This is a genomic window from Inconstantimicrobium porci (assembly GCF_009696465.1).
GTDB classification, from domain to species: Bacteria; Bacillota; Clostridia; order Clostridiales; family Clostridiaceae; genus Inconstantimicrobium; species Inconstantimicrobium porci.
Genome location: NZ_VULX01000001.1, coordinates 182406 through 208395 on the forward strand (window position 1 = coordinate 182406; position 25990 = coordinate 208395).

Genomic DNA, 25990 nt, shown 5'->3' on the forward strand with positions numbered 1-25990 from the left:
AAAAGCATTATATTATCAATTTATTATTGAAGGGAATTGGTATTTGTTATAGAATAAAAATAATAGTGGAGAAGAGTGGAGCAAAGTGGATTGAAGTTGGAATAAATGTGGAGAGAAGGGGATTAAATGTTTATAGGTCAATATAACCATTCTGTAGATGCTAAAAACAGAATAAGCATACCTTCTAAATTCAGAGAAGAACTTGACGGAAAGTTTATTATGACAAAAGGTCTTGATGGATGTCTCTATGTTTATACAATGAATGAGTGGAAGAAACTAGAACAGAAACTAAGTTCTCTTCCTTTAACGAATAAAGATGCACGAGCTTTTGTAAGATTCTTTTTCTCAGGTGCATCTGAAATAGAGATTGATAAGCAGGGAAGAGCTCTTATACCACAAAATTTAAAGGAATATGCAGATGTAAAAAAGGAAATAGTAAGTATTGGAGTTTCAAGCAGAATTGAAATCTGGAGTAAAGAAAAGTGGAATGAATATAATGAGTCCAATATTGACTATGATTCAATAGCTGAAGAAATGAGCAATTTAGGAATTTAACAAAGGAGAATGACTATGGAATTTAAACACGTTTCAGTATTGCTGGACGAATGTATAAATGGTCTGGATATAAAACCAGATGGCATATATGTTGATTGTACTTTAGGCGGAGCAGGACATTCATCTGAAATTATTAAGCGATTATCAAACAAAGGACTGTTAATTGGAATAGACCAAGATGAAGATGCTTTAAAAGCCGCCAGCGAAAGACTTAAGAATTATGATAATAAAATACTGGTACATAACAATTTTCATAATATTAAATCTATACTTGATGATCTTAAAATAGATAAGGTTGATGGAATACTTGCAGATTTAGGAGTCTCTTCTTATCAGCTTGATAATCCTGAAAGAGGCTTCAGCTATATGCATGATGCACCGTTAGATATGAGAATGGACAGAGAATCTCCTTTTTCAGCTTACGATGTAGTAAATGATTATAGTGAAGAAGAACTTAATAGAGTAATTAAAGAATATGGGGAAGAAAAATGGGCAAAACGTATCGCTAACTTCATTGTAAAAGCACGAGAAGATAAAAAAATTAAAACTACATTCGAATTGGTCGATATAATTAAGAGAGCCATTCCTGCAAAGGCGAGAAGAGAAGGACCACATCCTGCAAAAAGAACTTTTCAAGCTATCAGAATTGAAGTTAATGGAGAGTTAAGAATAATTGAACAGACAATACTTGATGGCGTTGACAAATTAAATATAGGCGGAAGAATGGATATTATAACATTTCATTCATTAGAAGACAGGATTGTTAAAAATACATATAAGAAACTTGAGCATCCATGTACATGCCCAAAGGAATTTCCAGTGTGTATATGTCATAAAGTGCCTAAAGTTAAGATACTTACAAGAAAACCTATGGAAGCAACAGAAGAAGAATTGGAATTTAATCCGAGAAGTAGAAGTGCAAAGCTTAGAATAGTTGAAAAAATATAATATGAATAATATAGTGGGGATGTGAATAAATTGTTACAGAAGGAAATAGAGTATATAAGAGGTAATACTGTTGTAAGTCCGGAAAAAACACATATGAACCCGGATGCTGAAAGAGAATATGAGAGACTTAAGAAGGCAAAGAGAGATAGGAAACTAAGAAAAAAACTAAGAAAAAAAGAGATAAAAAAATCATATACACAGATTATTATAATGACATTTGTAGTTGGTATGATAGTAATTTACGGCGACAATAGAATATATAAAGCGCAGAGTCAGCTTAATACTTTAAAAAGATCTATTTCCACTATAGAAAATGAAAATGAAGCACTTAAGGTTGATATATTAAAATCATCTTCTATATCAGATATTAGAAGTGCGGCTGAAAATAAGCTAAAAATGGTATCTCCAACTCAAAATGATGTTGTTAGTATAGATCTAGAAAAGAATAATTTTAAAATTGTAAGTGAAAATAGCATAAACAAAAATGACGGAATATTAGCTAAAATTAAAAGGTTATTCTTCTAGCATTGTTATGCTATTCACAAGTGTTTTTGTGGAGGTATGAATGTGAAAAATAAGAAGTTTACAGATAAGGGCATCATGCGAAAGCGTATGAATATTGTAATGATATTTATTGCGGTGCTTTTCTTTTTACTAATAGGAAGACTTGCATATATAATGATTATTAAAGCACCAGAATATTCTGCAAAAGCTGTTGAACAATGGACAAGTGAAATCTCTATAGCAGCTAAAAGAGGTAAGATTCTTGATACTAATGGTGTTGAACTTGCTGTAAGTGCAAATGTGTATAGAATAGATTTCGATTTAAATGCTATTAGAAATTATCTAGATGAAAAATATAAGGATAAACATAAATTTGAAGCAATATCAAAACAGATTGCAGATGCTTCAGGTATAGATGAAGAAACAGTTTTAAAAAAACTAAGATATAAACTTCCGAGTGGACGAGAAGCAGGAAGTTCAACTCTTGTCAGAAGAATTGAAAAAGAACAGGCTGATAAGGTAAAGGACTTAAACATTAAAGGCGTAATAGTATCAGCTGATACAAAAAGATATTATCCAAATAATAATTTCCTGGCACATGTTATTGGTACAACAAATGTAGATGGAAAAGGTCTTGGAGGTATAGAACTTCAATACAACAAGGAACTTTCAGGTGTGCCTGGAGTTAGAATTGCTGAACTTAATGGTTATAAAAACTCAGAACTTCCTTATACAGTTTCAAGTTTTACAGATCCCGTTGATGGAAGTAACGTGACACTAACTATTGATGAAAAGATGCAGGAATTTGCTGAGCAGGCAGCTCAGATAGCACTTGATAATAATAAAGCAAAGTCTGCAAGTGTAATGATTATGAGTGTGAAGACAGGTGAAATACTTGCAATGACTAACAAACCAGACTTTAACCCTAATACACCATATGAGGGTGCGGATAAGTTTGACGGTAAGACTGCTAGCGATAAAGTACAAAAAATGTGGCGAAATCATTTAGTAAGTGATGCTTTTGAATGTGGATCTATATTTAAAGTTATTACTGCTTCAGCAGGTGTTGAACTTGGAGTTGCTAATAAAGGAGAGACTTACAGTTGTAATGGAGCTGCTAATGTTCTTGGAACTACTATACATTGTTGGAAACATGGTGGGCATGGGACTCAAACTTTCCCTGAAATACTTCAGAATTCATGTAATGTAGGTTTCATTCAGTTAGGTAAGGCAATTGGTAAAGAAAAACTTAATAAGTACATTGAAGATTTTGGTTTTGGAAAGAAGTCAGGAATTGATCTTCCTGGTGAAGCAAAAGGTATAGTTAAGGCGACAGATAAGATTACAGATGTGGATTTAGCTACTATTGCATTTGGTCAGACTGATGCAGTAAATCCAACTCAATATATGGCAGCATTTTGTGCTGTAGGAAATAACGGTGTCTGGACTCAGCCTCATATAATGAAAGAAATATCACATATTGATGCAGATGGCAATAAAGTTATAGATAAAACTTTTGAACCAAAGACAAAAAGAGTTGTTAGTGAATCTACTGCTAAGCAGATAAGACAGGCGCTTGAACTTGTTGTAACAAAAGGATCTGCAAAGCAAGCTCAAGTAGAAGGATATCGTATAGGTGGTAAAACAGGTACTGCTGAAAAAGTTAATCCTGAAACAGGCAGATACTTTGAAAATAAAAAGTATATATCATCATTTGCTGCTATGGCACCAATTGATGATCCTGAAATAGCTATATTTATTACTATCGATGAGCCAAGTACAGGTGTTTATTATGCAGGACAGATAGCGACACCAATTGGTCATATATTATTCAGTCAAATATTTAATTATTTAGGAACTAAAATTAAACATGATGATTATGCATCACTAAAGAAAACTATAATAATACCGGACGTAAGAGGCATGAAAGTTGAAGAGGGTAAAAAGAAACTTAAAGATTTAAATCTCGATATTAATATTACTGGAGATGGTGATTATATTACTAATTTAAGTCCTTTACCTGGTTATGCAGTTTCAGAAGGTACTAAGATTGATGTTGCACTTGGAGGCTCATCTAATTATAATAAAGATGTAGTTGTCCCTGATGTTACAGGTTATACTAAGCCACAGGCACAGCAAGTATTCAATTCAGTTGGACTTACTGCTGAATTCAAAGGCAATGGTCTTGTTGGTGAAACTTCAGTACAGGCAGGCGATACTGTAAAGAAGGGCTCAAAGGTAGTTTGTACTTTAGAGATGGATGATGACTTAGGAGATTAATTATTCTAGCATGTGAATTTTTCACATGCTAGAATTTTGATTATGGTAATTTTTTAAAATTATCTGCATAATATTTAAGGAGTTGATTTTTTTATGTTACTTCAAGATTTATTAAAAGACTTGAAATATGAAGTAGTAAACGGTAGTGTTTCTACAGAGATAAATAAGATATGTTATGACAATAGAAAGATAGAAAAAAACGATATATTTGTTTGTATTAAAGGTTTTGCTACTGACGGGCATAAGTATGCTTTAAGTGCTGTACAAAGCGGTGCATCTGCAGTAATATGCGAAGATGATATAGATGGTATTGCTAATGATGTTACAATCATCAAAGTAGAAGACACAAGAAAAGCCCTTGCTGTTATGGGAGCTCAGTATTATGGCAATCCTTCTAAGAAACTTAGAATGATTGGAGTAACAGGTACAAATGGAAAAACGACTTCAACTATGATAATCAGGGATGTTCTTACTAAGGCTGGTCACAAAGTTGGTCTTATTGGCACTATAGCAAATTATATTAATGATGAGAAATTTAAAACAGAAAGAACTACTCCTGAATCATTAGAACTGCAGGAGCTATTTGCTAAGATGGTAGACAGGGGAGTAGAGTATTGTGTTATGGAAGTTTCATCACATGCACTTGCGCTTGACCGTGTTTATGGCATAGATTTTGATGAAGCTGTATTCACTAATCTTACAAGGGACCATCTTGATATGCATAAAACATTTGAGGCATATTATGAAGCAAAGTTTAAGCTGTTCAGAATGGCTAAGAACTGTATTGTCAATATAGATAGCGAATACGGAAGAAGAGTAGTGGACGATCTTAAGAAGGAAAATCTTAATAAGAATATAATTACTTTCTCAACTAAAGATGAGGCAGACTATAAAGCTGAAAAAATTAACCTTGAGGCAATAGAATCTGAATTTGTTGTCAATAATAAGAAATATAGCATTGATATACCAGGTCTTTATAATGTTTATAATGCTTTAGGATGTATAGCAGTATGCAATCTTATTAATCTTCCTTATGAAAAGATTGAAGCTGGACTATCTGAAGTAAGTGTTCCAGGTAGATGTCAGAGAGTAGGAAAGAAGCATAATATAGATTTTTCAATAATAGTAGATTATGCACATACACCTGACGGTTTAGAAAATATACTATCAACAGTTAAACAGGTTACAAAAGGAAGACTTATAACTGTATTTGGCTGTGGTGGTAACAGAGATACTGTAAAGAGACCTCAGATGGGAAAAATCGCATCAGATTTATCGGATTTTGTAGTAGTAACATCTGATAATCCAAGAAAAGAAGAACCTTCAAAGATTATTGAAGACATAATGGCTGGTATAGATAATAAAGAAAACTGTGTAACAATAGAAAGCAGATACGATGCAATTAAGAAAGCTATCTCAATTGCAGAAAAAGGTGACTCTGTTGTCATAGCAGGAAAAGGCCATGAAAATTATCAAATATTAAAGGATGAAACTATTCATTTTGACGATAAAGAAGTTGTTGAACAAATACTTTTAAGTAGAGATGAGGTATAATGATGAATTTGAATTTTGAAGAAATATTATTAGCTGCTAATGGTAAAGTAGTTAATGAAGGAAACAGAGAGTTTAATGAAATTTCAACAGATACAAGAAAGATAAAAGAAGGCAGTTTATTTATTGCTTTGCATGGAGAAAATTTTAATGGTAATCTTTTTGTTAATGATGCTGCTAAAAAAGGAGCTTCTATATGTATAGTTGATGATTTATGCTATGATGAAAAGACTATAGGCAGTACAAGTATAATTAAAGTTACTGATACCAAGCAGGCTCTGCTTGATATTGCTGAATATTACAGAAAGAAACTCGATATAAAAGTTATAGGCATAACAGGATCTAATGGTAAGACTTCAACAAAAGATTTAATAGCTGCAGTCTTAAGTGAAAAATATAAAGTCTTTAAGACTAAAGGAAACTTCAATAATGAAATAGGAGTTCCTTTAATGATTTTCCAGCTTGATGATTCATATGATATAGCAGTAATTGAAATGGGAATGAGTGCTTTTGGTGAAATTCATAGACTATCTAAGGCTGCAAGACCTGATATCGGAGTAATAACTAACATAGGAATGTCTCATATCGAAACATTAAAGACAAGAGATAATATCTTAAAAGCAAAGATGGAAATAACCGATTTTTTAAAGGATGGATCAGATCTTGTTGTCAACGGTGCTGATGATAAACTTATTGGTATTAAAAGCGACAGACTTAATATTATTAAAGTGGGAATTGATAATGCGGCTTTTTGTGCAGAAAACATTAAGTTTAACGAAAATTCTACAACATTCACTACTATGATAGATCATAAAAAGTACAATTTTGATATACCACTTTTAGGTACTCATAATGTATACAATACACTTCTTGCATTATGCGTTGGAAATCTATTAAATGTAACAGTTAGCGAAATGCAGAAAGGTATGGGTAATCTTGAAGCTACCTCAATGAGACTTGATATCATAAAAAAAGATAATTATACAATAATCAATGACTGTTATAATTCAAGTCCGTCTTCTATAAAAGCTGCATTTGAAGTTGAAAGTAATATAAATTCTCTAAGAAAAGTAGCAATACTTGGTACTATGAAGGAACTTGGAGATGAATCAGAAAATGCACACTTTGAAGTTGGAAAATATGCCAAGGAAAGTAATATTGATCTTCTTCTTCTTACTGGAGAATATACAGACAAGATTAAAGAAGGGTATAATTTAAAAAATGTTTTTATTTATGATTCTGTTGAGGAATTAATAGTTGATTTAAAGAATAAGATTAAAAAAGGAGATGCTATTTTAGTTAAGGCATCGAGAAGTATGAAGTTCGAAAGAATTGTAAGTGCTTTGAACAAAGAATAAAAATGGGGGAGGTGTGTTCACTGCAAAATGGCAGTGGCATATGACATGGATAAAACACTAGTAATAATTTTAGCAGCAGTAATAAGCTGTCTTATCGCGAATATAATAGCACCTTTTGTGATACCAATACTTCATAAGTTAAAGTTCGGACAAAATATAAGAGAGGATGGTCCTAGAAGTCATTTAAAAAAAGCAGGTACTCCTACCATTGGAGGTATTATTTTTATTTTAGCAACTACTATAACTGTATTGATTTTTGCACCGAATAAGAAAGAAGCAATGGTTGTTCTATTTGCGTTTATCTCATATGGTTTTGTAGGATTTTTAGATGATATATTAAAAATCGTACATAAGAAAAATCTTGGACTTAGAGCATGGCAGAAGATGGTTCTCCTTTTTGTAGTAACAATAGTATTAGCTTATTTTGCATACAAAAATTTTGGTACATCTGTTATCGTGCCATTTACTAAATATGAGTGGAACCTTGAATGGCTGTTCATTCCAATGATTATGATATACTTTCTTGGATTTACTAATGCTGTTAATCTCACAGATGGTCTTGATGGATTATGTACTTCAGTAACAATATTAGTATCAGCATTTCTTGCAATTGCATGTTACAAGAATGGCAACTTTTATATCACTGTATTCCTTGTGGCGCTTATAGGAGCATTACTTGGTTTCTTAAGATTCAATGCTTATCCAGCTAAAGTCTTTATGGGTGATACAGGTTCACTTGCACTTGGCGGTGCTGTTGCAGCTTCTGCTATGTTCCTAAAAGGTGAACTTTTACTATGCATCGTAGGTGCAATATATGTAATAGAAACTTTATCAGTTGTTATTCAGGTTACTTCATTTAAACTTACTGGAAAAAGAGTCTTTAAGATGGCTCCAATTCACCATCACTTTGAACAGCTTGGATGGAGTGAGGTGAAAATAGTAACTGTATTCTGTATTATAACAGTTGCATTGTGTTTAATTGGTTTCTTGTCTTTGTAAGCAATTAATTATGGAGGATATTATATGAAAGTTAAGAAAAGTAAAGCAGGTGAAATTGATTATATACTTTTTTATACAATTTTTTTACTTGTTGCTATAGGTGTAGTTATGGTTTACAGCGCCAGTTCTTATACTGCTTTAGTAAATCAGGCATCTCATGATAGTACATTGTTTTTGAAGAAACAGGCATTATGTGCTCTGATAGGTGCTTTAATAATGTTCTTTGCAATTAAAATAGATTATCATATTTTTAGAAAATGGTGTGGATGGATAATGCTTGCTACCTTTGCATGCCTGATTTTAGTTCTTATTGTAGGTGTAGAAGTAAAAGGAGCTAAAAGATGGATTAGAATTGCGGGACAGCAATTCCAGCCGTCAGAGCTTGCTAAATATGCAATTGTTATTTTCCTTGCTGTTGTAATAGAAAAGAATATAAATAAAATCTCAGAGCCAAAGTTTGTTATATTTAGGCTTCTGCTTATTTCAGGTCTTTTCTCAGGCCTTGTACTTATGGAAAAGAACCTAAGTATTGCATCTGTTATATTAATGGTTACACTAATTATACTTTATGTAGCAGGTATTCCTAAAAAGTTTTTCTACACGCTTTTAGGATGTGGCGCAATCTTTGGAGGACTGGGTATAGCTTTAGAATCATATAGATTAAAGAGGTTCTTAACTTTTCTTCATCCATTTCAAGATCCATCAGGTGATGGATATCAGTTAATTCAGTCATTTTATGCATTAGGAGCAGGAGGTATAACTGGTCTTGGTCTTGGACAGTCTAGACAGAAAACATTATACATGCCGGAACCTCATAATGATTTTATCTTTTCAATAATTGGTGAGGAACTTGGATTGATTGGTTGCATAATTCTGATTATTTTATTTATAGTATTGATATACAGAGGTATACTTATATCAATGAAGGCTAAAGATACGTTAGGCTCTTTGGTAGCAATTGGTATTACATCGGTAATTGCTATTCAGGCGATAATAAATATAGCTGTTGTAACTGGATCTATGCCAGTTACAGGAGTACCGCTACCATTTATAAGTTATGGAGGTACATCGCTTATAGTTAATATGGGAGCTATGGGAGTACTACTGAATATATCTAGACAGACAAAATAATAGTATTATGAAAGCACTGCAAAATTTTGCAGTGCTTTTCTTATAAAAAAATAATGCAATGTAATGTGTTTAATGGTAGTATATATTTAAGGGTTACTGTGTTAAAGGGCACAATATGTGGTGCTAAGTATAAATAATCTAAAAATTTAAAAAGGAATTATGTAGAGCATGGAACAGGGAATAAATAATTTTATTAAAACCAAAAAGAAAAAGAAGAAAATAAAGAAAATGATTATGTTCATTTTGTTTTTCTTATTGTTGCTATTTTTATTTTTTGCGAAGGCGCCTATATTTAATATTAAAGTAGTACAGTATAAGAATAATAAGATAATAGATGATGAAGAACTGTATAAGTTATATAACCCTATAGGGCAGAATATGATTTTTATTAATACAAAAAAGGCAGAAACAAATATTAAAGAAAATCCTTATGTGGAATCAATAAGCTTTGAGAAGCATTATCCTAATGAACTGACTGTAAAAATAATTGAAAAAAATGCATGTTATTATGTAAAGGAAAAATCAGACTATTATATACTTGCAGATGACTTATCGATTTTAGAAGTTAAAAATAAGATATCAGGATTAAAACTGATTGAAATGCAAAACATTAAAATTGATAATAGAAATGTAGGTCAAAAGATTACCTCAAAAACATCAGTAGTTGAAAGTGCATCTAAACTGGCTGAACTTTTAGGTAGAAATACATCAAAAGTATCATTCAGCAAAGCTGATGTATCAACTAGAAATAATCTTATCCTGTATCATAATGATGTTAAGATTCTATTAGGCTCAGATGAAGAATTTGAAAAGAAGGTTAATAGGGCAATCAATATTTTAAATGATTCTAAAGTTAACTTGAAAAAAGGGTATATAAACGTTCAGTCAACTGATAGGGTTGTGGTGATGGATGAAGAACATCCGGCTGAAGAGCATGATGACAAGAAACAAAAAGAGACGATTGACAGTATAGTTAATGGACAAGAAAATAAAGAGGAATACGGTGACTAAATAGAAGTGTTCAGGAGGTATATGTAGTTGAAGAAAAAAATATATTCGCAAATTTTTGTGGCATTTGTTTGTGCACTACTTGGATTTTTTTTAGCATATCAATTTAAGCTTTTATCTATAAAAGATAAAAACTCGGTAGATAAAAATAAAAATAGTGCAGATGTTTTGGCTGAAATAGAAAGTCTTAAGAAAGAAAAAGATGAACTTCAAAAACAGAATAGTAAGTTATTCGATGACTTAAAGGGTATAGAAGAAGAAGCAGCTAAGGGTGGTAACATCACAAAGGAAATGAAGAATCAGCTTGAAAAATCAAGAATGATAATAGGATCTTCTGATGTAAAAGGACCAGGAGTTATATTATACCTTACACCAAAGTCCACTGTTTTTTCAGCAAGTGATTCTGACTATATTACTGATGAAGAATTAATTCATGTAGTGAATTTGTTAAATTATTCCGGAGCAGAAGCAATTGCAGTTAATGACATTAGAATTACTCCTCAGACAGGGATAAAATTTGCAAGCAATTATATATGGATAGGCAATAACGATAGGGTTTCTCCTAAAGATAAAATTACAATAAAAGTTATTGGTGATAAAACAAACCTTGAGGGTGGACTTAACTTTATAGGAGCATTAGATTATGGCGCACTTGGGAGAAGCTATGATAAAAAGATATCTCCTTCATCAGAAATATCAATATCGAAATCTACTCAGAAAATGAGTACTGATAATATGACAATAGATAATAAATAGGGGTGATATGATGATAGCAGTTATTGGATTGCTTATAGGAATTATTTTAGGATTAAAATTAAATATAAATATACCTGAACAATTTTCTCCATACATGTCAGTAGCAATACTAGCGTGTCTGGATTCGGTATTTGGTGCTATTAAAGGGGGGTTATCAAAGAACTTTCAAGCAGATATATTTATTTCTGGTTTCTTCGGAAACGCAATACTAGCTGCTCTTTTAGCATATTTGGGAGATAAGCTTGGTATACCAATATATATTGCAGCTGTAATTGTATTCGGTGGTAGAATATTTGATAACTTTGCTATTATAAGACGTCTGTTGCTTGAAAAAAGAAGAAAAAATAACTGAGGTGTATATATATGAAAGGCAGAAATTTAAAAGTAATGACTTTTTTGATGTCTGTTATTATTGGGTTGTTAGTTGTAGGAAATATTAATATTAATAATGACACTAAGTATGTACAACTTAGTACAAAAGAATATCAGCAGGCATATGCTGAGAGAAATCAGTTATTAAGTACTATTTCAAAATTGAAGCACTCCAATGATGAAATAAAAAATAAGATTAATAATTATACTTATGGTGGCAAACAGGATGAGAAGATTCTCGAGGATATGAAACAGGAAATTGACTACAATAAAATGAGCATCGGTTTTGCTGCAGTAAAAGGCCCTGGCGTTAAGATTTTATTATCTGACGGAGTAGATACGCTTACTGAGAAACCTAAGGATGATACACTGCTTTATGTTAAAACGCTTCATGATAATGATATGATGAAATTAATTAATGAGTTAAAACTTGCAGGAGCTCAGGCAATTGCGATTAATGGTCAGAGAGTACTGCCTAATTCAGAAATATTATGTGGCTGGGCATTCCTTAATATAAATGGAGTAAAGACACCAGGTCCATTTACAGTTGATGCTATAGGAGATAAAGATGTGTTATGTTCAGTACTTGAAAGAAACGATAGTTATGTGAAGACTCTTAGAAACAGGGATATCAGTGTTAGTATTCATAAAGAAGGTGAGCTTCACATAAACGGATACTCAGGAGATGAAAGCTTTAATAACTTAAAATAATATTATATAAATCTTAAATAAAAGAAGGATTTTATCAAAAAATGAAGAATATATTCTAATATATAATTTCATGGGGAGGGTATATGTTGGATATAGCTGATAATATAAAAGAATTGCGTAGCAATGTTCCTGACAGTGTTAAAATTATAGCTGTTTCTAAGACAAAGCCGCTTGAAGATATTAAAACTGCATATATGTGTGGCATACGTGATTTTGGAGAAAATAAAGTACAAGAACTTGTAGATAAACATGATAAACTTCAGGATGATATTAGATGGCATCTTCTAGGACATCTTCAGAGAAATAAAGTGAAGTATATTGTAGGAAAGGTGCATCTTATTCATTCTCTTGATAGCGTGAGACTTCTTGATGAAATTGAAAAACAATATTCTAAGAGAAATCTTACAGCAGATGCACTGATACAGATTAACATTGGACGTGAAGAACAAAAGTATGGAGTTTTGGAAGAAAACTTACCAGAACTTATAAAAGCTGTTGAAGAGTGTTCAAAAGTAAAAATTCATGGTATAATGGCTATAATTCCTAAAGGTAGCGAAAAAGAAAACGAAATTTATTTTAGACAGGTTTTCGCAATCTGGAATGAATTAAAAAATAAACAATATAAAAATATTTCAATGAAAGTTTTATCTATGGGGATGACACATGACTATAAGATAGCTGTGAAGTGTGGTTCAAATATGATTAGAATTGGTGAAGGAATATTTGGAAAAAGAGATTATGATATATAGTTTGGAGGTTTTTTTATGTCAAATGTATTTAATAAATTAGGCAAAATAATTGGGTTTGATTACGAAGATGAGGATTTTGAAGATGATGAATTACTTGAAGAACAAGAAGAAGAAAATGTTGTTGAAACACCATTTATAAGAAAGAATAATAAGGTTGTTAATATTCACACTGCAATATCTGCAAAAGTTATGATAACAAAACCTACATGTATTGAGGATGCTTCTGAAATTAGTGATGCAGTTAAAAATAGAAAGATTGTTGTTGTGAATACAACAGCATTAGATAAACAAGTTGCACAAAGAGTGTTAGATTCAATAAGTGGTGCATGTTATGTACTTGATGCTACGCTACAAGAAGTTGAAAAGGGAGTTTATCTTCTTTCACCATCTAATGTAGAAGTTACTAATGAATTAAAATCAGAATTAAGCAATAAAGGCTTATTTAACTGGAGTAAATAATTCTTTGGATAAAAAGACATTTACAAGCTTTTTTGATTCCAGTGAGAATAAGTTCGAAATAGCGCAGCTTTATGATATTTATAAATTAGCTTCAAATGGTGTTAAAGTCTGTACAAAGAAGTTTTATACTGTAAGTGTTTATAATATTATTAAACATATATGCACTTCCGAAGGTATAGAGTGTAAGTTATATAGCAGATTTGATTTTTTTGAGCGGGGAATTATTGTTTTTAATGATATGGATGTTGAAAAATGCAATGTTTCAATGATTAAGATAACTAGTAGTAACAGATTTAGGGAGTTGCTTCATAAAGATTACCTTGGATGTATTTTGAATCTTGGACTTGAAAGAAACAGACTGGGTGATCTTGTTGTGAAGGATGGTTCATGTTATGCTATGATTTGCAATGACATAGAAATATTTTTGAAAGAAAATTTAATTAATGTTGGTAATTCTCCAGTAGATATTGAAGTAGTTTATGATGACAATGATATTCCTGAGTGTGAGTTTATAGAAAGTGTTGTGCTTGTAGCCAGTATGAGACTTGATAATTTTGTATCAGAGCTTACAAGGTTATCAAGAGCAAAAGCTGAAAAACTAATATTATCTGGTAGTGTGTCATTGAATTACATTGTGTCTAAGGATAAAAGTAAATTAATTAATAAGGGCGATATATTAACAATCAGAAAGTATGGAAAATTTATAGTTGATGTGACACTAGGAAATAGCAAGAGTGGTAGATTAAGAGTAGTCACAAAAAAATTTACATAATTGAGGTGAATAGAAAAATGAAACTTACTCCTATGGAAATAAGTAATAAAGAATTTAAAAGAGGAATAAGAGGCTATAGCGTTCAAGAAGTTGATGAATTTCTAGATAAGATAGTTGAAGATTATGAAAGCCTATTTAAGGAAAATACATCACTTAAAGAAAAACTATCTGGTCTTAATGAAAAAATTGAGCATTATTCAAAGATTGAAAATACAATCCAGAATACTCTTGTTTTAGCTCAGAACACAGCAGAACAGTCAAAGCTTACTGCAAAAAAGGAATCTGAACTTATTATTAAGAATGCTAATGATACTGCTCAGAAGATATTGGATAAGGCTCACAGTGATGTTCTTCAGATAAATGATGAGTATGATAAGGTTAAGCAGGAATTCACAAAGTTTAGAACTAAATATAGAAACTTCATGAATACACAGCTTGATACATTTAATGAACTTGAAAAAGATTATGTTAAGAATTTTAGCATTGCTCAGGCTGCTGATGATTCATCTCTAGATGATAAAGGTATTGAAGTTGTTGATGATACAACAGAAACAATAAAAAATTTAGATGAAGAACATTTTGATGATGGAATAGATGAAATAAAAAGTTTCTTTGCTAAAAAATAATCCTGTATTTCAGGATTATTTTTTTTATTTATTATGGAAAGATTAAATAATCACTTTTAAATTGAATTTATGTTCTTCTTTATATTTTAATATGATATAATAAAAAAACGGTAATCTAAATTACTGCAATGAAAATATGCTGGATGTGAAAAAAATTGAAAAATACTGAATTTACAGTTTTAGAAGATGAAAATAATATAAGAATAGATAAAGCTTTGTCGGTAAGGTTTAAAGATGTTTCAAGATCACATCTGCAGAATCTTATTGAAAATGGCAGTGTTAAGGTCAATGATAAAAACATTAAGTCTAATTACAAGTTAAAAATAAACGACAGAGTAAGAGTGGAAATACCAGAACCTGTAAGCCTTACTGTTGAGCCTGAAGATATTGATATTAATATACTTTATGAAGATAGCGATATTATTGTTGTAGATAAAATTCAGGGGATGGTTGTCCATCCTGCTCCAGGCAATTACAGTGGTACTCTTGTAAATGCACTTTTATATCATTGTAAAGATCTCTCTGGTATAAATGGAGTAATAAGGCCTGGTATTGTTCATAGAATAGATAAGGATACATCAGGAATTCTTGTTATTGCAAAAAACGATTATTCTCATATTAAACTTGCGGAGCAGTTTAAAGATCATTCAATAACTCGTGAATATGTTGCTCTTGTTGAGGGGAGAATTAAAAATGAATATGGAACAATTGATAAACCTTTAGGAAGAAACCCAAAGGACAGGTTAAAGTTTGCAGTGGTAAGTGATGGAAAACGTGCTGTAACACATTATAAACTTCTTGAGAATTTTAAGGATGAGGCATTAGTGCTTTGCAGACTTGAAACAGGTCGTACACATCAAATAAGAGTACATATGGCATATATAAATCATCCTTTAATCGGTGATCCTGTTTATGGACATAAGAAACAGAGATTTAAGAGCAACGGACAATTTCTTCATGCGAGAAAACTTGGATTTATTCATCCACGAACTAATGAATATATGGAATTTGTGTCCGAAATTCCAAGTTATTACAAGCGGGTGCTTGATAAACTGAGGGGGGTATAGAATATGGAAACAGGTAATCTTAAGGCCAATATACTTGACGAAAAGTCTGTTAAAAGAACTCTTGTGAGAATTTCTCATGAGATTGTAGAAAAAAACAGAGGAGTAGAAAATATAGTTTTAGTTGGTATAAAAAGAAGAGGGTATCCTTTAGCTCAAAGGATTGCAGAAAATATTAAGAAAATCGAAGGTGTTGATGTTCCTGTAGAGAGCGTTGATATTACATTGTACAGAGATGATTTAAGCACATTATCTGAAAAACCTGAACTAAGGAGTAATGTCCATAATATGGATGTCATGGGCAAGAAGGTGATTCTTGTTGATGATGTATTATATACATGCAGAACTGTAAGAGCTGCTATTGATGCAATTGTTGATATTGGTAGACCTAATTCAATACAGCTGGCTGTGCTTATAGATAGAGGACATAAAGAACTTCCTATAAGAGCAGATTATGTAGGTAAAAATATACCTACCGCAAAGAGTGAAATAGTATCTGTTGAGATAAAAGAAATTGATGGAGAGGATTCTGTTAAAATATACGAAGTAGACAGGAGTGACAAATAATGCAGTTTGAGCTAATAGCTACGGCAACATTTGGTATAGAATCTATTACAGCCAAAGAACTGAGAGCTTTAGGATATGATGATCTTAAAGTTGAAAATGGTAAAGTGACTTTTGAAGGAGACGAAATGGATGTAGCCATTGCCAATACATGGCTTAGAACTGCGGAAAGAGTACTTATTAAAGTAAAAGAATTTAAAGCAACAAGTTTTGAAGAATTATTTAACGCAACTAAAGCTGTTGATTGGTGGAAATTTATTCCTGAAAATGGCTTTATCCATGTTACTGGAAAATCAATAAAGTCTACACTTCACAGCGTCCCAGACTGTCAGTCTATTGTTAAGAAGGCTATAGTTAAGAGTATGCAGGAAAAATATAAAGTAGACTGGCTAAAGGAAGATGGACCTGAATATAAAGTTGAAGTAGCTATACTTAAGGATGTGGTTACATTAACTATTGATACATCAGGACCTGGATTGCATAAAAGAGGCTATAGAGCTAATGCTGGGGCTGCACCGCTTAAGGAAACATTAGCAGCAGCACTAGTACTTATATCAAAATGGGATAGCAATCTTGTGCTTGAAGATCCATTTTGTGGTTCAGGTACAATTTTAATTGAGGCAGCCTTAATAGGAAAAAATATTGCACCTGGTCTAAATAGAAAGTTTGTCTGTGAGGAATGGCCACTAATAGGTAAAGAAGTTTTTGACGAAGTAAGGGAAAATGCTAGAAATGTTATTAAAAATGATGTTAAGCTTACTATGATGGGCTATGATATTGATGGCAGAGTTCTAGCTACAGCAAGAGTTAATGCAAAAAAAGCTGGAGTAGAAGACTGCATACATTTCCAGAGAAGAGATGTAAAAGACTTTAGTTCAAACAAGAAGTATGGAATAATGATTACAAATCCACCTTATGGCGAAAGATTGTCTGATGAAAAAGAAGTACAGTCACTTTATAAGATCTTAGGAGATATAAAGAGAAGTGTTGATACATGGGATTTATACGTACTTACTTCATACGAAAAATTTGAAAGATATCTTGGCAGAAAATCTGACAAGAACAGAAAGTTATATAACGGAAAGATTAAGTGCTATTATTATCAGTATTTTGATAATAAGAATGCTAAAAACAGAAAGTTCTTCTAGAGTAATTTATAAGAGAAAAGCGTCATTATCGATTAGTGATAATGACGCTTTTTATTATCTAACTTTCTCTATATCAGGTTCTTTTGGTTCTGTAACTATTGTGCTGTTAGTATAGTAAATAACCATTCCAGGTTTAGCACCGGAAGGCTTCTTAACGTTCTTGACAATAGTATAATCAACATCTACCTTTGAAGAATTCTTGCCTTTGCTGTAATATGCGGCAAGGGCTGCAGCTTCAGCAAGAGTAGTATCTGGAACATCAAATGCTTTGACTATAACGTGTGAACCAGGAATGTTCTTTGTGTGAAGCCATAAATCACGTTTGTCAGCAAACTTTAAAGTGAGATAATCATTCTGGATATTATTTTTACCTACATATATTGATATACCGTCTGATGATATAAAATGCATAGGTTTTGATTTATCCTTTTTTTTGCCGTTGTTTCTTGTGTGGCGAACATATCCAGATTCTACGAGTTCATTTCTGATATCTTCTATGTCTGTATATTCTTCAGCGTTAATGATTGAAGTAAGAACTGAATTAAGATAATCAAGTTCTTCGGTGTTCTTTTCAAGCTGTTCATTGGCTGCAGATTCTGTTTTCTTAAGTTTATTATATTTTTTAAAGTAAGACTGTACATTTTCTGAAGGAGTCTTTAATGGATCAAGTTTAATTTTTATTTCTTCAAGATTTTCACTATAGTAATTTTGAAGAGTTACTTCTTTCTCGCCTTGCTTAAGTGAATGAATATATGATGTTAACAGTTCACCTTTAATCTTATAATCTTCTTTCTTCAGGCAGTCACTTAATTCATTATTTAAAATTTTCTGCTTCTTTTCACATCTTTCAATATTGTTCTTCACAAGCTTTGTAAGACTGCAAGCTTTTGATGTAAGTCTATCCTGTTTATCCTTTACAGCATAATATTCATCAAGAAGATCATTGATGTTTTCAAACTTCTTTGCTGAAGTATATTTTAAGGATGGCAAATCGCAACAGTAAAAATCAATTACTTTTCCGTTATTATCCATAAAGATATAAGAAACATTTTGATCTTCTATTTGAGATAATTTATTTAAAATATCCTCATAGATTACTTTATCAAAATTTTCTTTACTGATGTTTTCAGTATATAGTTCTTTTGAGAACTGTTTGCCGATACCGTTAAATGTTTTTGAGTAGAATGAAGAATTTCCTATAGGATTTCCTAATATATTATCAGGGGATGAAGTAGTATCATAAGGATCTATTCTGTCTGACAATGGTGGAAATACATATTCTACATTTGGAAGAAGTAATCTTACTGTATTAATCTCTGGAGTTATGTGTTTTATGCAGTCCATTATTTTATTATCACGGGATCTTACAAGGGTGATGTTGCTATGTCTGCCCATGATTTCGATATAAAGTGTATATACACTGTTAAATCCCATTTCATCAGTAGTTTCAATATCCATTGACAAAAATCTGTCACTATTATACTGTTTTATGTTCAAAATCTTTCCGCCGATAAGGTATTTTCTAAGTACCATACAGAACATCGGTGCCTTATCTGGATTAGGTTTTGTCTGTTTTGTCATGTGTATTCTTGGATATGAAGAACTTGCAGAAATAAGTAATTTTATCTTTTTTAAATTTCTAAAAGAAATATGAATTTCATCTTTTTCAGGCTGATTAATTTTATCTATTTTTCTGCCTATGAGTTCATTTGATAAAGATTGAACTACCTTGTGTAGAAAAATACCGTCAAATGCCATAATATATCACCTTCCCTTTTTCTCAAAAATAGTATAACATTTATTTGAAAGAAGTTACAATAAAATAAAGACGTTATGGTGGTAAGTTAATGAAAAGAGTATTTAAATTATTAATCTGTATTATTCCTGTTTTGCTTATATGCGGATGTACTAAAAAAGTTACAAAGGAAATTAAGCTAGTACAAATGGAACAGTTTATAATTCAGAAAACAGAAGATGATAAAATAGAAAATTATACATTTAAAAATGATAAGTATGAGAAAATTACAGATAATAATGTTAAAGATAAGTATCTCTTATATTATAACGAAAAGTTTAATACTACTGAATACAACGATAGCGGCAGTATACTTATACAAAAAGGTGATAAGAATGTTAAGATGCCGGATAACACTGAATTTATAAAGATAGATGATAAGTGCAGCAGAGTGTTTTATAAGTCTGCAGATGGTGATTCGTATTCTTATGGCGTAATTAATATAGATGATCATAAGAACATTAATGTTGATATAACTTTGTCAGGAAACTGCATTGATTGGAAAGACAGCAGTACACTTGTGTTTTATGGTGTAGTTAATAATCAGGCTGCTTTATATTATTACGATATTAATACAAAAAAAGCAAAGATGGCTGCTAGGATAGATGATGGATTTGTGAATTATTTGGAAGTAATTGGCGGCAGCATATATTATCTTGTAAACTCGTATGACGGCAGCAGTAGGATGATAAATCTAAGCGATGATAGATCTGCATCATTTAATATTGAGGTACCATATAAAAATGTATTTGATATTAAGAGTATCAATAATACAGCTTTTATAATGGCAGGTAATAGTGAAAGAGTTGACTTATATTTTATAACTAATGGCAAAATAGAAAAAGTAAATTATGATTTTCCTAAAAATATTAGACAAGATTCATTTCTTTATTTGAAAGATAAAGATGTGTACTTTATAGGTCTAGATGAAGAAAATAACGAAGGATTATACTTATTCTCAAGTACAGATAATGAAATACAGCTGAAAAGTCCTTTAGAAGCTAAAAACCATATAGCTAAAAACAATTAATGATGTGGTGTACAAAAAATATGATTTTATATTCCCAGGAAAGAAAGTAAATTTTAAAACGCTTTCTTTCCTGGGATTTTTTATTACAAAAAATGTATATAGTTCTCTATTGATGACCATAATTTCAATAGGAGGAGATAGAGTTGGATATAGTGGATATTGATCTTATAAGTAAACTGTCATATGAATATGCAGTTAATCATATGGTGTTACCTATTAAGCTACAGAATAATAAGGTTTTAGTAAAAGCATGTGAATGCAATAAAGAGATAATTGAGTATCTAGAGACTGTATATGGCAGAAAAATTGATGTATTGGAGTGTAGTAGCGATGAAATAAAAAATAGTATCTGTAATCAGTATAAAAGTTTTGTGTATAATTCAAGCGATAAATCAAATAAGCTTGCGGAGGAGATAATCAAGCTTGCCATAAGGGAAAGAGCAAGTGATATACATTTTGAATCTTTTGATAATGAGTGCATAGTAAGGTTCAGGGTAGATGGTATTATGTATTCAAAATTTAGAATGTCGCGATTGCAGTATGATTCTTTATGCATTCAGATAAAATTTCTTGCCAATATGGATATATCAGATAAGATGATGCCTCAGGATGGCAAGGTAAAGTTTAAATATGATGATTCAAATATGATAGATCTAAGGGTTTCGAGCATTCCTACAGTTTCTGGAGAAAAGCTTGTTATTAGAATACTATTTAAAAATGAAGAACTTATGGAACTTTATAATATGTGTTATACAGAAAAACAGAAAAAACTAATGAATAATTTTTTGGCAGTTAAAGAAGGACTGATAATAATCTGTGGACCAACAGGAAGTGGTAAAAGTACAACTTTATATGCAATGTTAAAGAAGGAAAAATCGGACCAATTAAACATTACAACAATAGAAGATCCAGCTGAATTTCTGATGAATAATATTAATCAGATTAATATAAATGAAAAAATTGGACTTACATTCTCAAAGGTGCTTAAGCATGTCCTAAGGCAGGATCCCGATGTTATTATGTTGGGAGAGATAAGAGATGAAGATACTGCAGAAAATACCGTAAGAGCAGCTATAACAGGCCATAAGGTATATACAACACTACATACTGACAGTATTTTTAATGTATACAGTAGACTTAAAGATATGGGTGTAAAGGAGTATCTTTTAAAGGACTGCCTGAAGGGGGTAGTGTCTCAGCGTCTAGTAAGGAAATTATGCCCACACTGTAGAAAAGAGGTATATGACTATGAAGACAAATATGGTATCAAAAAAGCATATAGAGCCCAAGGATGTACAAAATGTAATAAGGGATACTTAGGTCGTATTGTTATTTATGAAATGTTGTATGTAAATTTTGAAAATAAGAACGGATTAAAAAACGGTGTTGTAGAAGATGAAGAATCTTTTGTTGATCTTCATGAATGTTTAAATGATTATGTTGAAAAAGGGTATATATCATATGATGATTATGTAGAGTATATGAGGTTATATGATGAAAGGGTAAATATAAAGTGATAGATTATAACAGTATAATTTTTATTTCAAAGAATTTGGGGGTTTTTATTAAAAGCGGTATTCCTATATCTATTGCTCTTGATGAAATTTCAGAAGAACTGTCCAATAAAAAATATAGGAAAAGTATTTATAGCATTAAAGAGGATATTGCAGGAGGGAGCACGCTGTATGCTGCTTTTGCACAGCATAAGGACATCTATCCTGATTTGTTTCTTATTATGATTGATTTAGGAGAGTATACAGGAAGGTTTGATACAATATTAGGAAAATTATCGGATTATTATTTAAAACTAAAAAAAGAACGTGGAAAATGTATGAGTGCAGCCTTGTATCCAGTTATTGTGGCTGCAGCAGTGTTCATATTTCTCATAATGTATATGTTATTTTTACTTCCTAATTTACAGCAGTTTTATATTGGTATGGACAGAAAACCAAGCGGCATAGTAGCATTGTTGTTTAGCATAAGCAGTTTTATGAGGAAAAATATTTTGAGTTCAATAGCGCTTTTCATAGCAGTTCTGCTTAGCATATTTTATTTTACTACTATATCTTTTATAAAAGATAAGATATCAAAGATTAAGCATAGTTTTTCTTTATATAAAATTCAAAGGGAATTATTCTTTATACGTCTTTTGTACTTATTATCAATTAGCGGTATACCTATTAACATGGGAATACAAAAATTTAATTCATTTGACAGCAGTATAGTATCTAATACTGAAATAGCTAAGTTCTACACATTTCTCAGTAGAGGTAACACGCTTAGTGAATCAATAAGACAATGTTTTGATTTTTCAAAAATTACTTCTTCGCTTATAGCAATGGGAGAAAATACTGGTACGCTGGATGAAAAACTCCATACAATATGTATAAGTCTTGAAGAGAAGTATTATGAGAAGCTTTTTCATATAACTAGCCTTATCCAACCAGTTTCACTACTGTTTTTAGGTATTATAATTCTTGTTATGTTCATTATGGTTTACGGATCAATATATGGAGGTATACAAGGGTGAAAAAGAAAGGTTTTACATTGATTGAAATAGTAATTGTTCTATCTATTTTATCATGTATATTATGTGCCAGTGCATTATCGTATAAGTTTATTAAAAATATTGAGAATGAGCAGAATGTTGTAATGAGTATTAGAAATATTGATGATATGCTGACATCAGCAAGGTTATACTGTTTGAAAAACAATCAAGAAGGAACAATCTTAATTGAACCTAAAGCAGATAAGTATTTATTCTATCTTAACAAAACAGGTTATGCAAAACCTATAAGAGTAGAAAAGCTTATGGGAAATGTTCATTTTTATTGTACTAGTGAACAGGTACAATGGGAAATAAAAATTAATAATCAAGGTGTTCCTACAGCAGGAACCATTGTGTTAATTGATAATAATAAAAAATATTATAAGATAGCGATTGGAGTAGGAAATCCTGATGAGAAAATACATTAAAAAAAAAGGTTTTATGACTCTTGATCTTGTGGCTGCTATTGCTGTGTTTTCAATATTATCTATAGCTGCAATAAGCTTAATTGTTGCATATGAGAAAAATCTGATTATTTCCAAGAAAAAACAGGAAATGAATTTTTATATTGAGAGTATTGCAAAGGAAATAAAGTATTCAATGCAGGAGTCTGAGAAAAACAGCCTTAGTGACAAAAAGTATATTAATAGAAAAGAGATTGAAAAAGATACAATTGAGAAGAAAAAGTTATCAGATATTATTGAAAATAATATCGATGATAAAAATATGTATATTGAGATTGAATTAAAAGGCGATAAAAATCTCTATGTAAAATATGTTAATAATAAAATGGGAGTAAATTATGCTGATGTGGAAGAAGTCAAATTTAGGTAAAACAAAAGGAATGACAATTTTAGAAACAGTTATGTACTTATCAATTTCAGCAATTATTATTTTTTCCACACTTATTGTAATGGCATCAATGGTAAAGAGAGCAGATGAAGAAAATAAAACATCTTTTAGAGTAAATAAGCTGTATTCAACTATGAATACTATAGAAAAGTATGTGAATGCTGGAAGTGCAAGAGATGTTCATTTTTCAGGTGGCTTATTATGTTTTAATAATAAGTCAAACAGTAAATATTGTTCAATAAAGAGAGAAGATGGAGTTTTGAAATTTAATATTGGAGGTGCAATTTCATATTTTATGCGTAATGAATACTACATTGCTGAAGTTAAAAGCTTTGAATGCAATATTAAAGGGAATCTTCTGTATATAAATATAAAATTAAAAACTGGCGAGATGATGAAAAAATGTATTCACGTAAATCAGTAGGAAAGCAAAAAGGTTTTATAACTATTGAAATGTTAATGATCTTTTTTCTTGTGCTTTTCTTAGCATCAATATTGTTAAAGTTATCTCTATATAAAGTAGAAAAAGCAGATTTGGAAAGAAAAGTGATAGAAAGAAATATAGAAGAGGAGGTAAGTGAATGAAAATTGTTATTAATCATATTACTAATATGCTGGAAGTTCATAGAGGAAAGTCGAATAAATGTTACTATCTCGCAAGAAATATTTTATGCAGAACTGAAAAATTGAAATTAAGAGACTGCCTTAGATTAAAGAAAAAAATCATCAGTGTTATAGAACAATTTTCAGATGATAAAAATATGCTTTTTCACTACAAGATAGTTGTAGGACCAAGTATTCATCTGATTATCTATTGTATAAAGCAACAATTAGAAGATACAGCAATTTCTAGTAACTGCGATATAATGCCAGTACAATTTTTTATTAATAAAAAGTATGGTATAAATACAGCAAAAGATAATGTTTTATGTATTGTTTATAGAATAGAGTCAGTAATATATCTAATATATACAAGAAGAAAATCTATTATCTATAGTAGAATGATTGATAATAAAGCTGTCGATAGTATTGAACATCTAATACACAGTGATATGGATATGATAAATAAGGACTTACAAGAAAATTTTAAGTTTAATGTTATCAGTAATATAGAGAGTTTGAAAAAGGAACCATTTATTTCAAAGTATCTTAAGGAGGACAAAAATGCTTTATCAATATAAAAATTTTAGAACAAAAGAAATGGTCAGTAGAAAGATAAAAAAAGAATCGTCTGAACTGTTAAGAATAGTTATACTTTTAGTTATATTAAATCTTGTATTAATGTCATTGTATTGGAGTGAGAAAAAAAAGTATGATGACAGGAAAATGGCAGAGAGCAGCTTTTGTGATAAAAAGAGAACAGAGGAAGAAAGAGTAGCACAAGATAAGATGAATGCAAAAAATCAAATAGTTAAATTTATAAATAATGACGACTTACTTCTGTTATGCAGACATATTGACTATAGCAACAATTGTATAAAATTAGAGTGCAATCCTGATATGTTTGATGAACTTTATAATAAAATCAATAATACTAAATGTTTTAAGCAGAAAGAAGTTGAAGGTGATTCTTCAAAGATTATGTTAAAGTTGGTGTTGAAGTGATAAGAAAAAGAAATACATATTTAATTATATCTATAATACTGTTATGTACTTTGTTGTTGGTGACAGTTAGAGTAAAGAGTTTTATAAACAAGAATGATACAAACGAGAACGTAGTAAGAAAGCAAAATGTAATAAACACTTATATTAATGCGAATAAATTTAAATACTGTGATATTATAAAAATAACATCTAAATATGGCCTAAGAATAAAAAAATTGTTATATAAAGATAGTACATGGGATGTTGTCGGCTGTATAAATGGCAAATACAGTAGTGTAAAACAATTTGTTAATTTGCTGCAGAAGGAACAGCAAAACTTTGATATTTATAGTATTAGTGGAGATAATAACAATCTTAATGTTGAAATAGAGCTCAAAATAAAATAGGGCATGATTATGGTGAATAAAATAAATTAGTGAAAATAATTGCAAATAATAAAGCAATTTGATAAAATATCATTGTTATGACTACGTGAATATAGAAATAACAAAGGAATTAACCAATAAGCTTAAAGAATTTATAATTAATATTTATAATAAAATACATTAATTACAGAATTAAAGCATCATAGTTGGTTATAATATAAATGAAATTATAAAATTTTG

General features: G+C 30.8%; 30 protein-coding genes. 29 read left to right on the plus strand and 1 reads right to left on the minus strand.

The features are described from left to right. The first annotated feature begins 126 nt into the window (after positions 1–126). From mraZ to FYJ33_RS00990, 19 genes are all read left to right on the plus strand, one after another. Positions 127–555 carry a division/cell wall cluster transcriptional repressor MraZ gene (mraZ, locus tag FYJ33_RS00900; RefSeq protein ID WP_154529883.1) on the plus strand — a complete coding sequence of 143 codons (429 nt, stop codon included), beginning with the start codon at positions 127–129 and terminating at the stop codon, positions 553–555. Between the two features lie 15 nt (positions 556–570). After that, the gene (gene rsmH, locus FYJ33_RS00905) at positions 571–1503 is read left to right on the plus strand and encodes a 16S rRNA (cytosine(1402)-N(4))-methyltransferase RsmH (protein WP_154529884.1); all 933 of its coding nucleotides are present in this window, start codon (positions 571–573) and stop codon (positions 1501–1503) included. A gap of 21 nt (positions 1504–1524) precedes the next feature. Further along, entirely contained in the window at positions 1525–2028 is a 504-nt protein-coding gene (locus tag FYJ33_RS00910; protein ID WP_154529885.1) for an FtsB/FtsL family cell division protein, read from the plus strand. A gap of 42 nt (positions 2029–2070) precedes the next feature. Continuing rightward, positions 2071–4287 (plus strand): stage V sporulation protein D, encoded by a 2217-nt coding sequence (locus FYJ33_RS00915; protein ID WP_277644346.1) that lies wholly within the window; start codon positions 2071–2073, stop codon positions 4285–4287. Positions 4288–4380: 93 nt separating this feature from the next. Further along, positions 4381–5841, plus strand: a complete 1461-nt coding sequence (locus FYJ33_RS00920) for a UDP-N-acetylmuramoyl-L-alanyl-D-glutamate--2,6-diaminopimelate ligase (protein ID WP_154529887.1) — start codon at positions 4381–4383, stop codon at positions 5839–5841. Next, a complete protein-coding gene (locus FYJ33_RS00925; RefSeq protein ID WP_154529888.1) occupies positions 5841–7196 on the plus strand; it encodes a UDP-N-acetylmuramoyl-tripeptide--D-alanyl-D-alanine ligase in 1356 nt (451 codons plus the stop codon). The genes FYJ33_RS00920 and FYJ33_RS00925 overlap by 1 nt, the downstream gene beginning before the upstream one ends. A 27-nt stretch (positions 7197–7223) precedes the next feature. Further along, positions 7224–8195 carry a phospho-N-acetylmuramoyl-pentapeptide-transferase gene (mraY, locus tag FYJ33_RS00930; protein WP_407928851.1) on the plus strand — a complete coding sequence of 324 codons (972 nt, stop codon included), beginning with the start codon at positions 7224–7226 and terminating at the stop codon, positions 8193–8195. A gap of 24 nt (positions 8196–8219) precedes the next feature. Continuing rightward, positions 8220–9326: a putative lipid II flippase FtsW gene (ftsW, locus tag FYJ33_RS00935; protein ID WP_154529889.1), complete on the plus strand. Its 1107-nt coding sequence runs from the start codon at positions 8220–8222 to the stop codon at positions 9324–9326. A gap of 168 nt (positions 9327–9494) precedes the next feature. Further along, positions 9495–10337 (plus strand): cell division protein FtsQ/DivIB, encoded by an 843-nt coding sequence (locus FYJ33_RS00940; protein ID WP_154529890.1) that lies wholly within the window; start codon positions 9495–9497, stop codon positions 10335–10337. A gap of 27 nt (positions 10338–10364) precedes the next feature. Continuing rightward, on the plus strand, positions 10365–11090 hold the full coding sequence (locus FYJ33_RS00945) for a DUF881 domain-containing protein (RefSeq protein WP_154529891.1): 726 nt from the start codon (positions 10365–10367) through the stop codon (positions 11088–11090). A gap of 10 nt (positions 11091–11100) precedes the next feature. After that, positions 11101–11442 (plus strand): small basic family protein, encoded by a 342-nt coding sequence (locus FYJ33_RS00950; RefSeq protein WP_154530146.1) that lies wholly within the window; start codon positions 11101–11103, stop codon positions 11440–11442. An 11-nt stretch (positions 11443–11453) separates the two neighbouring features. Next, entirely contained in the window at positions 11454–12173 is a 720-nt protein-coding gene (locus FYJ33_RS00955; protein ID WP_154529892.1) for a DUF881 domain-containing protein, read from the plus strand. Positions 12174–12259: 86 nt separating this feature from the next. Continuing rightward, entirely contained in the window at positions 12260–12922 is a 663-nt protein-coding gene (locus FYJ33_RS00960; protein WP_154530147.1) for a YggS family pyridoxal phosphate-dependent enzyme, read from the plus strand. 15 nt (positions 12923–12937) lie between these two features. Continuing rightward, positions 12938–13381, plus strand: coding sequence for a cell division protein SepF (locus tag FYJ33_RS00965; RefSeq protein ID WP_154529893.1), 444 nt, complete (start codon positions 12938–12940; stop codon positions 13379–13381). Between the two features lie 4 nt (positions 13382–13385). Continuing rightward, positions 13386–14153, plus strand: coding sequence for a YlmH/Sll1252 family protein (locus FYJ33_RS00970; RefSeq protein ID WP_154529894.1), 768 nt, complete (start codon positions 13386–13388; stop codon positions 14151–14153). Positions 14154–14170: 17 nt separating this feature from the next. Continuing rightward, positions 14171–14779, plus strand: coding sequence for a DivIVA domain-containing protein (locus FYJ33_RS00975; protein ID WP_154529895.1), 609 nt, complete (start codon positions 14171–14173; stop codon positions 14777–14779). 155 nt (positions 14780–14934) lie between these two features. Beyond that, complete coding sequence (locus tag FYJ33_RS00980) at positions 14935–15846, plus strand: RluA family pseudouridine synthase (RefSeq protein WP_154529896.1); 912 nt, start codon at positions 14935–14937, stop codon at positions 15844–15846. Positions 15847–15849: 3 nt separating this feature from the next. Next, positions 15850–16410 carry a bifunctional pyr operon transcriptional regulator/uracil phosphoribosyltransferase PyrR gene (pyrR, locus tag FYJ33_RS00985; protein ID WP_154529897.1) on the plus strand — a complete coding sequence of 187 codons (561 nt, stop codon included), beginning with the start codon at positions 15850–15852 and terminating at the stop codon, positions 16408–16410. Next, positions 16410–17555 (plus strand): THUMP domain-containing class I SAM-dependent RNA methyltransferase, encoded by a 1146-nt coding sequence (locus tag FYJ33_RS00990; RefSeq protein ID WP_154529898.1) that lies wholly within the window; start codon positions 16410–16412, stop codon positions 17553–17555. Before pyrR ends, FYJ33_RS00990 begins: the two co-directional genes overlap by 1 nt. Positions 17556–17609: 54 nt before the next feature. Here the strand turns inward: FYJ33_RS00990 and FYJ33_RS00995 are convergent, their stop codons facing one another. After that, complete coding sequence (locus tag FYJ33_RS00995) at positions 17610–19313, minus strand: Rqc2 family fibronectin-binding protein (protein ID WP_154529899.1); 1704 nt, start codon at positions 19311–19313, stop codon at positions 17610–17612. 89 nt (positions 19314–19402) lie between these two features. Here FYJ33_RS00995 and FYJ33_RS01000 point away from each other — a divergent pair, with 89 nt between their 5' ends. From FYJ33_RS01000 to FYJ33_RS01045, 10 genes are all read left to right on the plus strand, one after another. Continuing rightward, entirely contained in the window at positions 19403–20380 is a 978-nt protein-coding gene (locus FYJ33_RS01000) for a hypothetical protein (protein ID WP_154529900.1), read from the plus strand. Between the two features lie 152 nt (positions 20381–20532). Beyond that, positions 20533–21897, plus strand: a complete 1365-nt coding sequence (locus tag FYJ33_RS01005) for a GspE/PulE family protein (RefSeq protein ID WP_277644354.1) — start codon at positions 20533–20535, stop codon at positions 21895–21897. Further along, positions 21894–22910, plus strand: coding sequence for a type II secretion system F family protein (locus FYJ33_RS01010; RefSeq protein WP_154529902.1), 1017 nt, complete (start codon positions 21894–21896; stop codon positions 22908–22910). Before FYJ33_RS01005 ends, FYJ33_RS01010 begins: the two co-directional genes overlap by 4 nt. Further along, entirely contained in the window at positions 22907–23356 is a 450-nt protein-coding gene (locus tag FYJ33_RS01015) for a prepilin-type N-terminal cleavage/methylation domain-containing protein (protein ID WP_154529903.1), read from the plus strand. The genes FYJ33_RS01010 and FYJ33_RS01015 overlap by 4 nt, the downstream gene beginning before the upstream one ends. After that, complete coding sequence (locus FYJ33_RS01020) at positions 23340–23762, plus strand: type II secretion system protein (protein WP_154529904.1); 423 nt, start codon at positions 23340–23342, stop codon at positions 23760–23762. The genes FYJ33_RS01015 and FYJ33_RS01020 overlap by 17 nt, the downstream gene beginning before the upstream one ends. After that, positions 23737–24204, plus strand: a complete 468-nt coding sequence (locus FYJ33_RS01025; RefSeq protein ID WP_154529905.1) for a hypothetical protein — start codon at positions 23737–23739, stop codon at positions 24202–24204. Before FYJ33_RS01020 ends, FYJ33_RS01025 begins: the two co-directional genes overlap by 26 nt. Next, entirely contained in the window at positions 24183–24365 is a 183-nt protein-coding gene (locus FYJ33_RS01030; RefSeq protein WP_154529906.1) for a hypothetical protein, read from the plus strand. Before FYJ33_RS01025 ends, FYJ33_RS01030 begins: the two co-directional genes overlap by 22 nt. Continuing rightward, complete coding sequence (locus FYJ33_RS01035; protein ID WP_154529907.1) at positions 24362–24961, plus strand: hypothetical protein; 600 nt, start codon at positions 24362–24364, stop codon at positions 24959–24961. The genes FYJ33_RS01030 and FYJ33_RS01035 overlap by 4 nt, the downstream gene beginning before the upstream one ends. Beyond that, on the plus strand, positions 24945–25385 hold the full coding sequence (locus tag FYJ33_RS01040; RefSeq protein ID WP_154529908.1) for a hypothetical protein: 441 nt from the start codon (positions 24945–24947) through the stop codon (positions 25383–25385). The genes FYJ33_RS01035 and FYJ33_RS01040 overlap by 17 nt, the downstream gene beginning before the upstream one ends. Next, positions 25382–25771 carry a hypothetical protein gene (locus FYJ33_RS01045; protein WP_154529909.1) on the plus strand — a complete coding sequence of 130 codons (390 nt, stop codon included), beginning with the start codon at positions 25382–25384 and terminating at the stop codon, positions 25769–25771. The genes FYJ33_RS01040 and FYJ33_RS01045 overlap by 4 nt, the downstream gene beginning before the upstream one ends. The last annotated feature ends 219 nt before the right edge of the window (positions 25772–25990 follow it).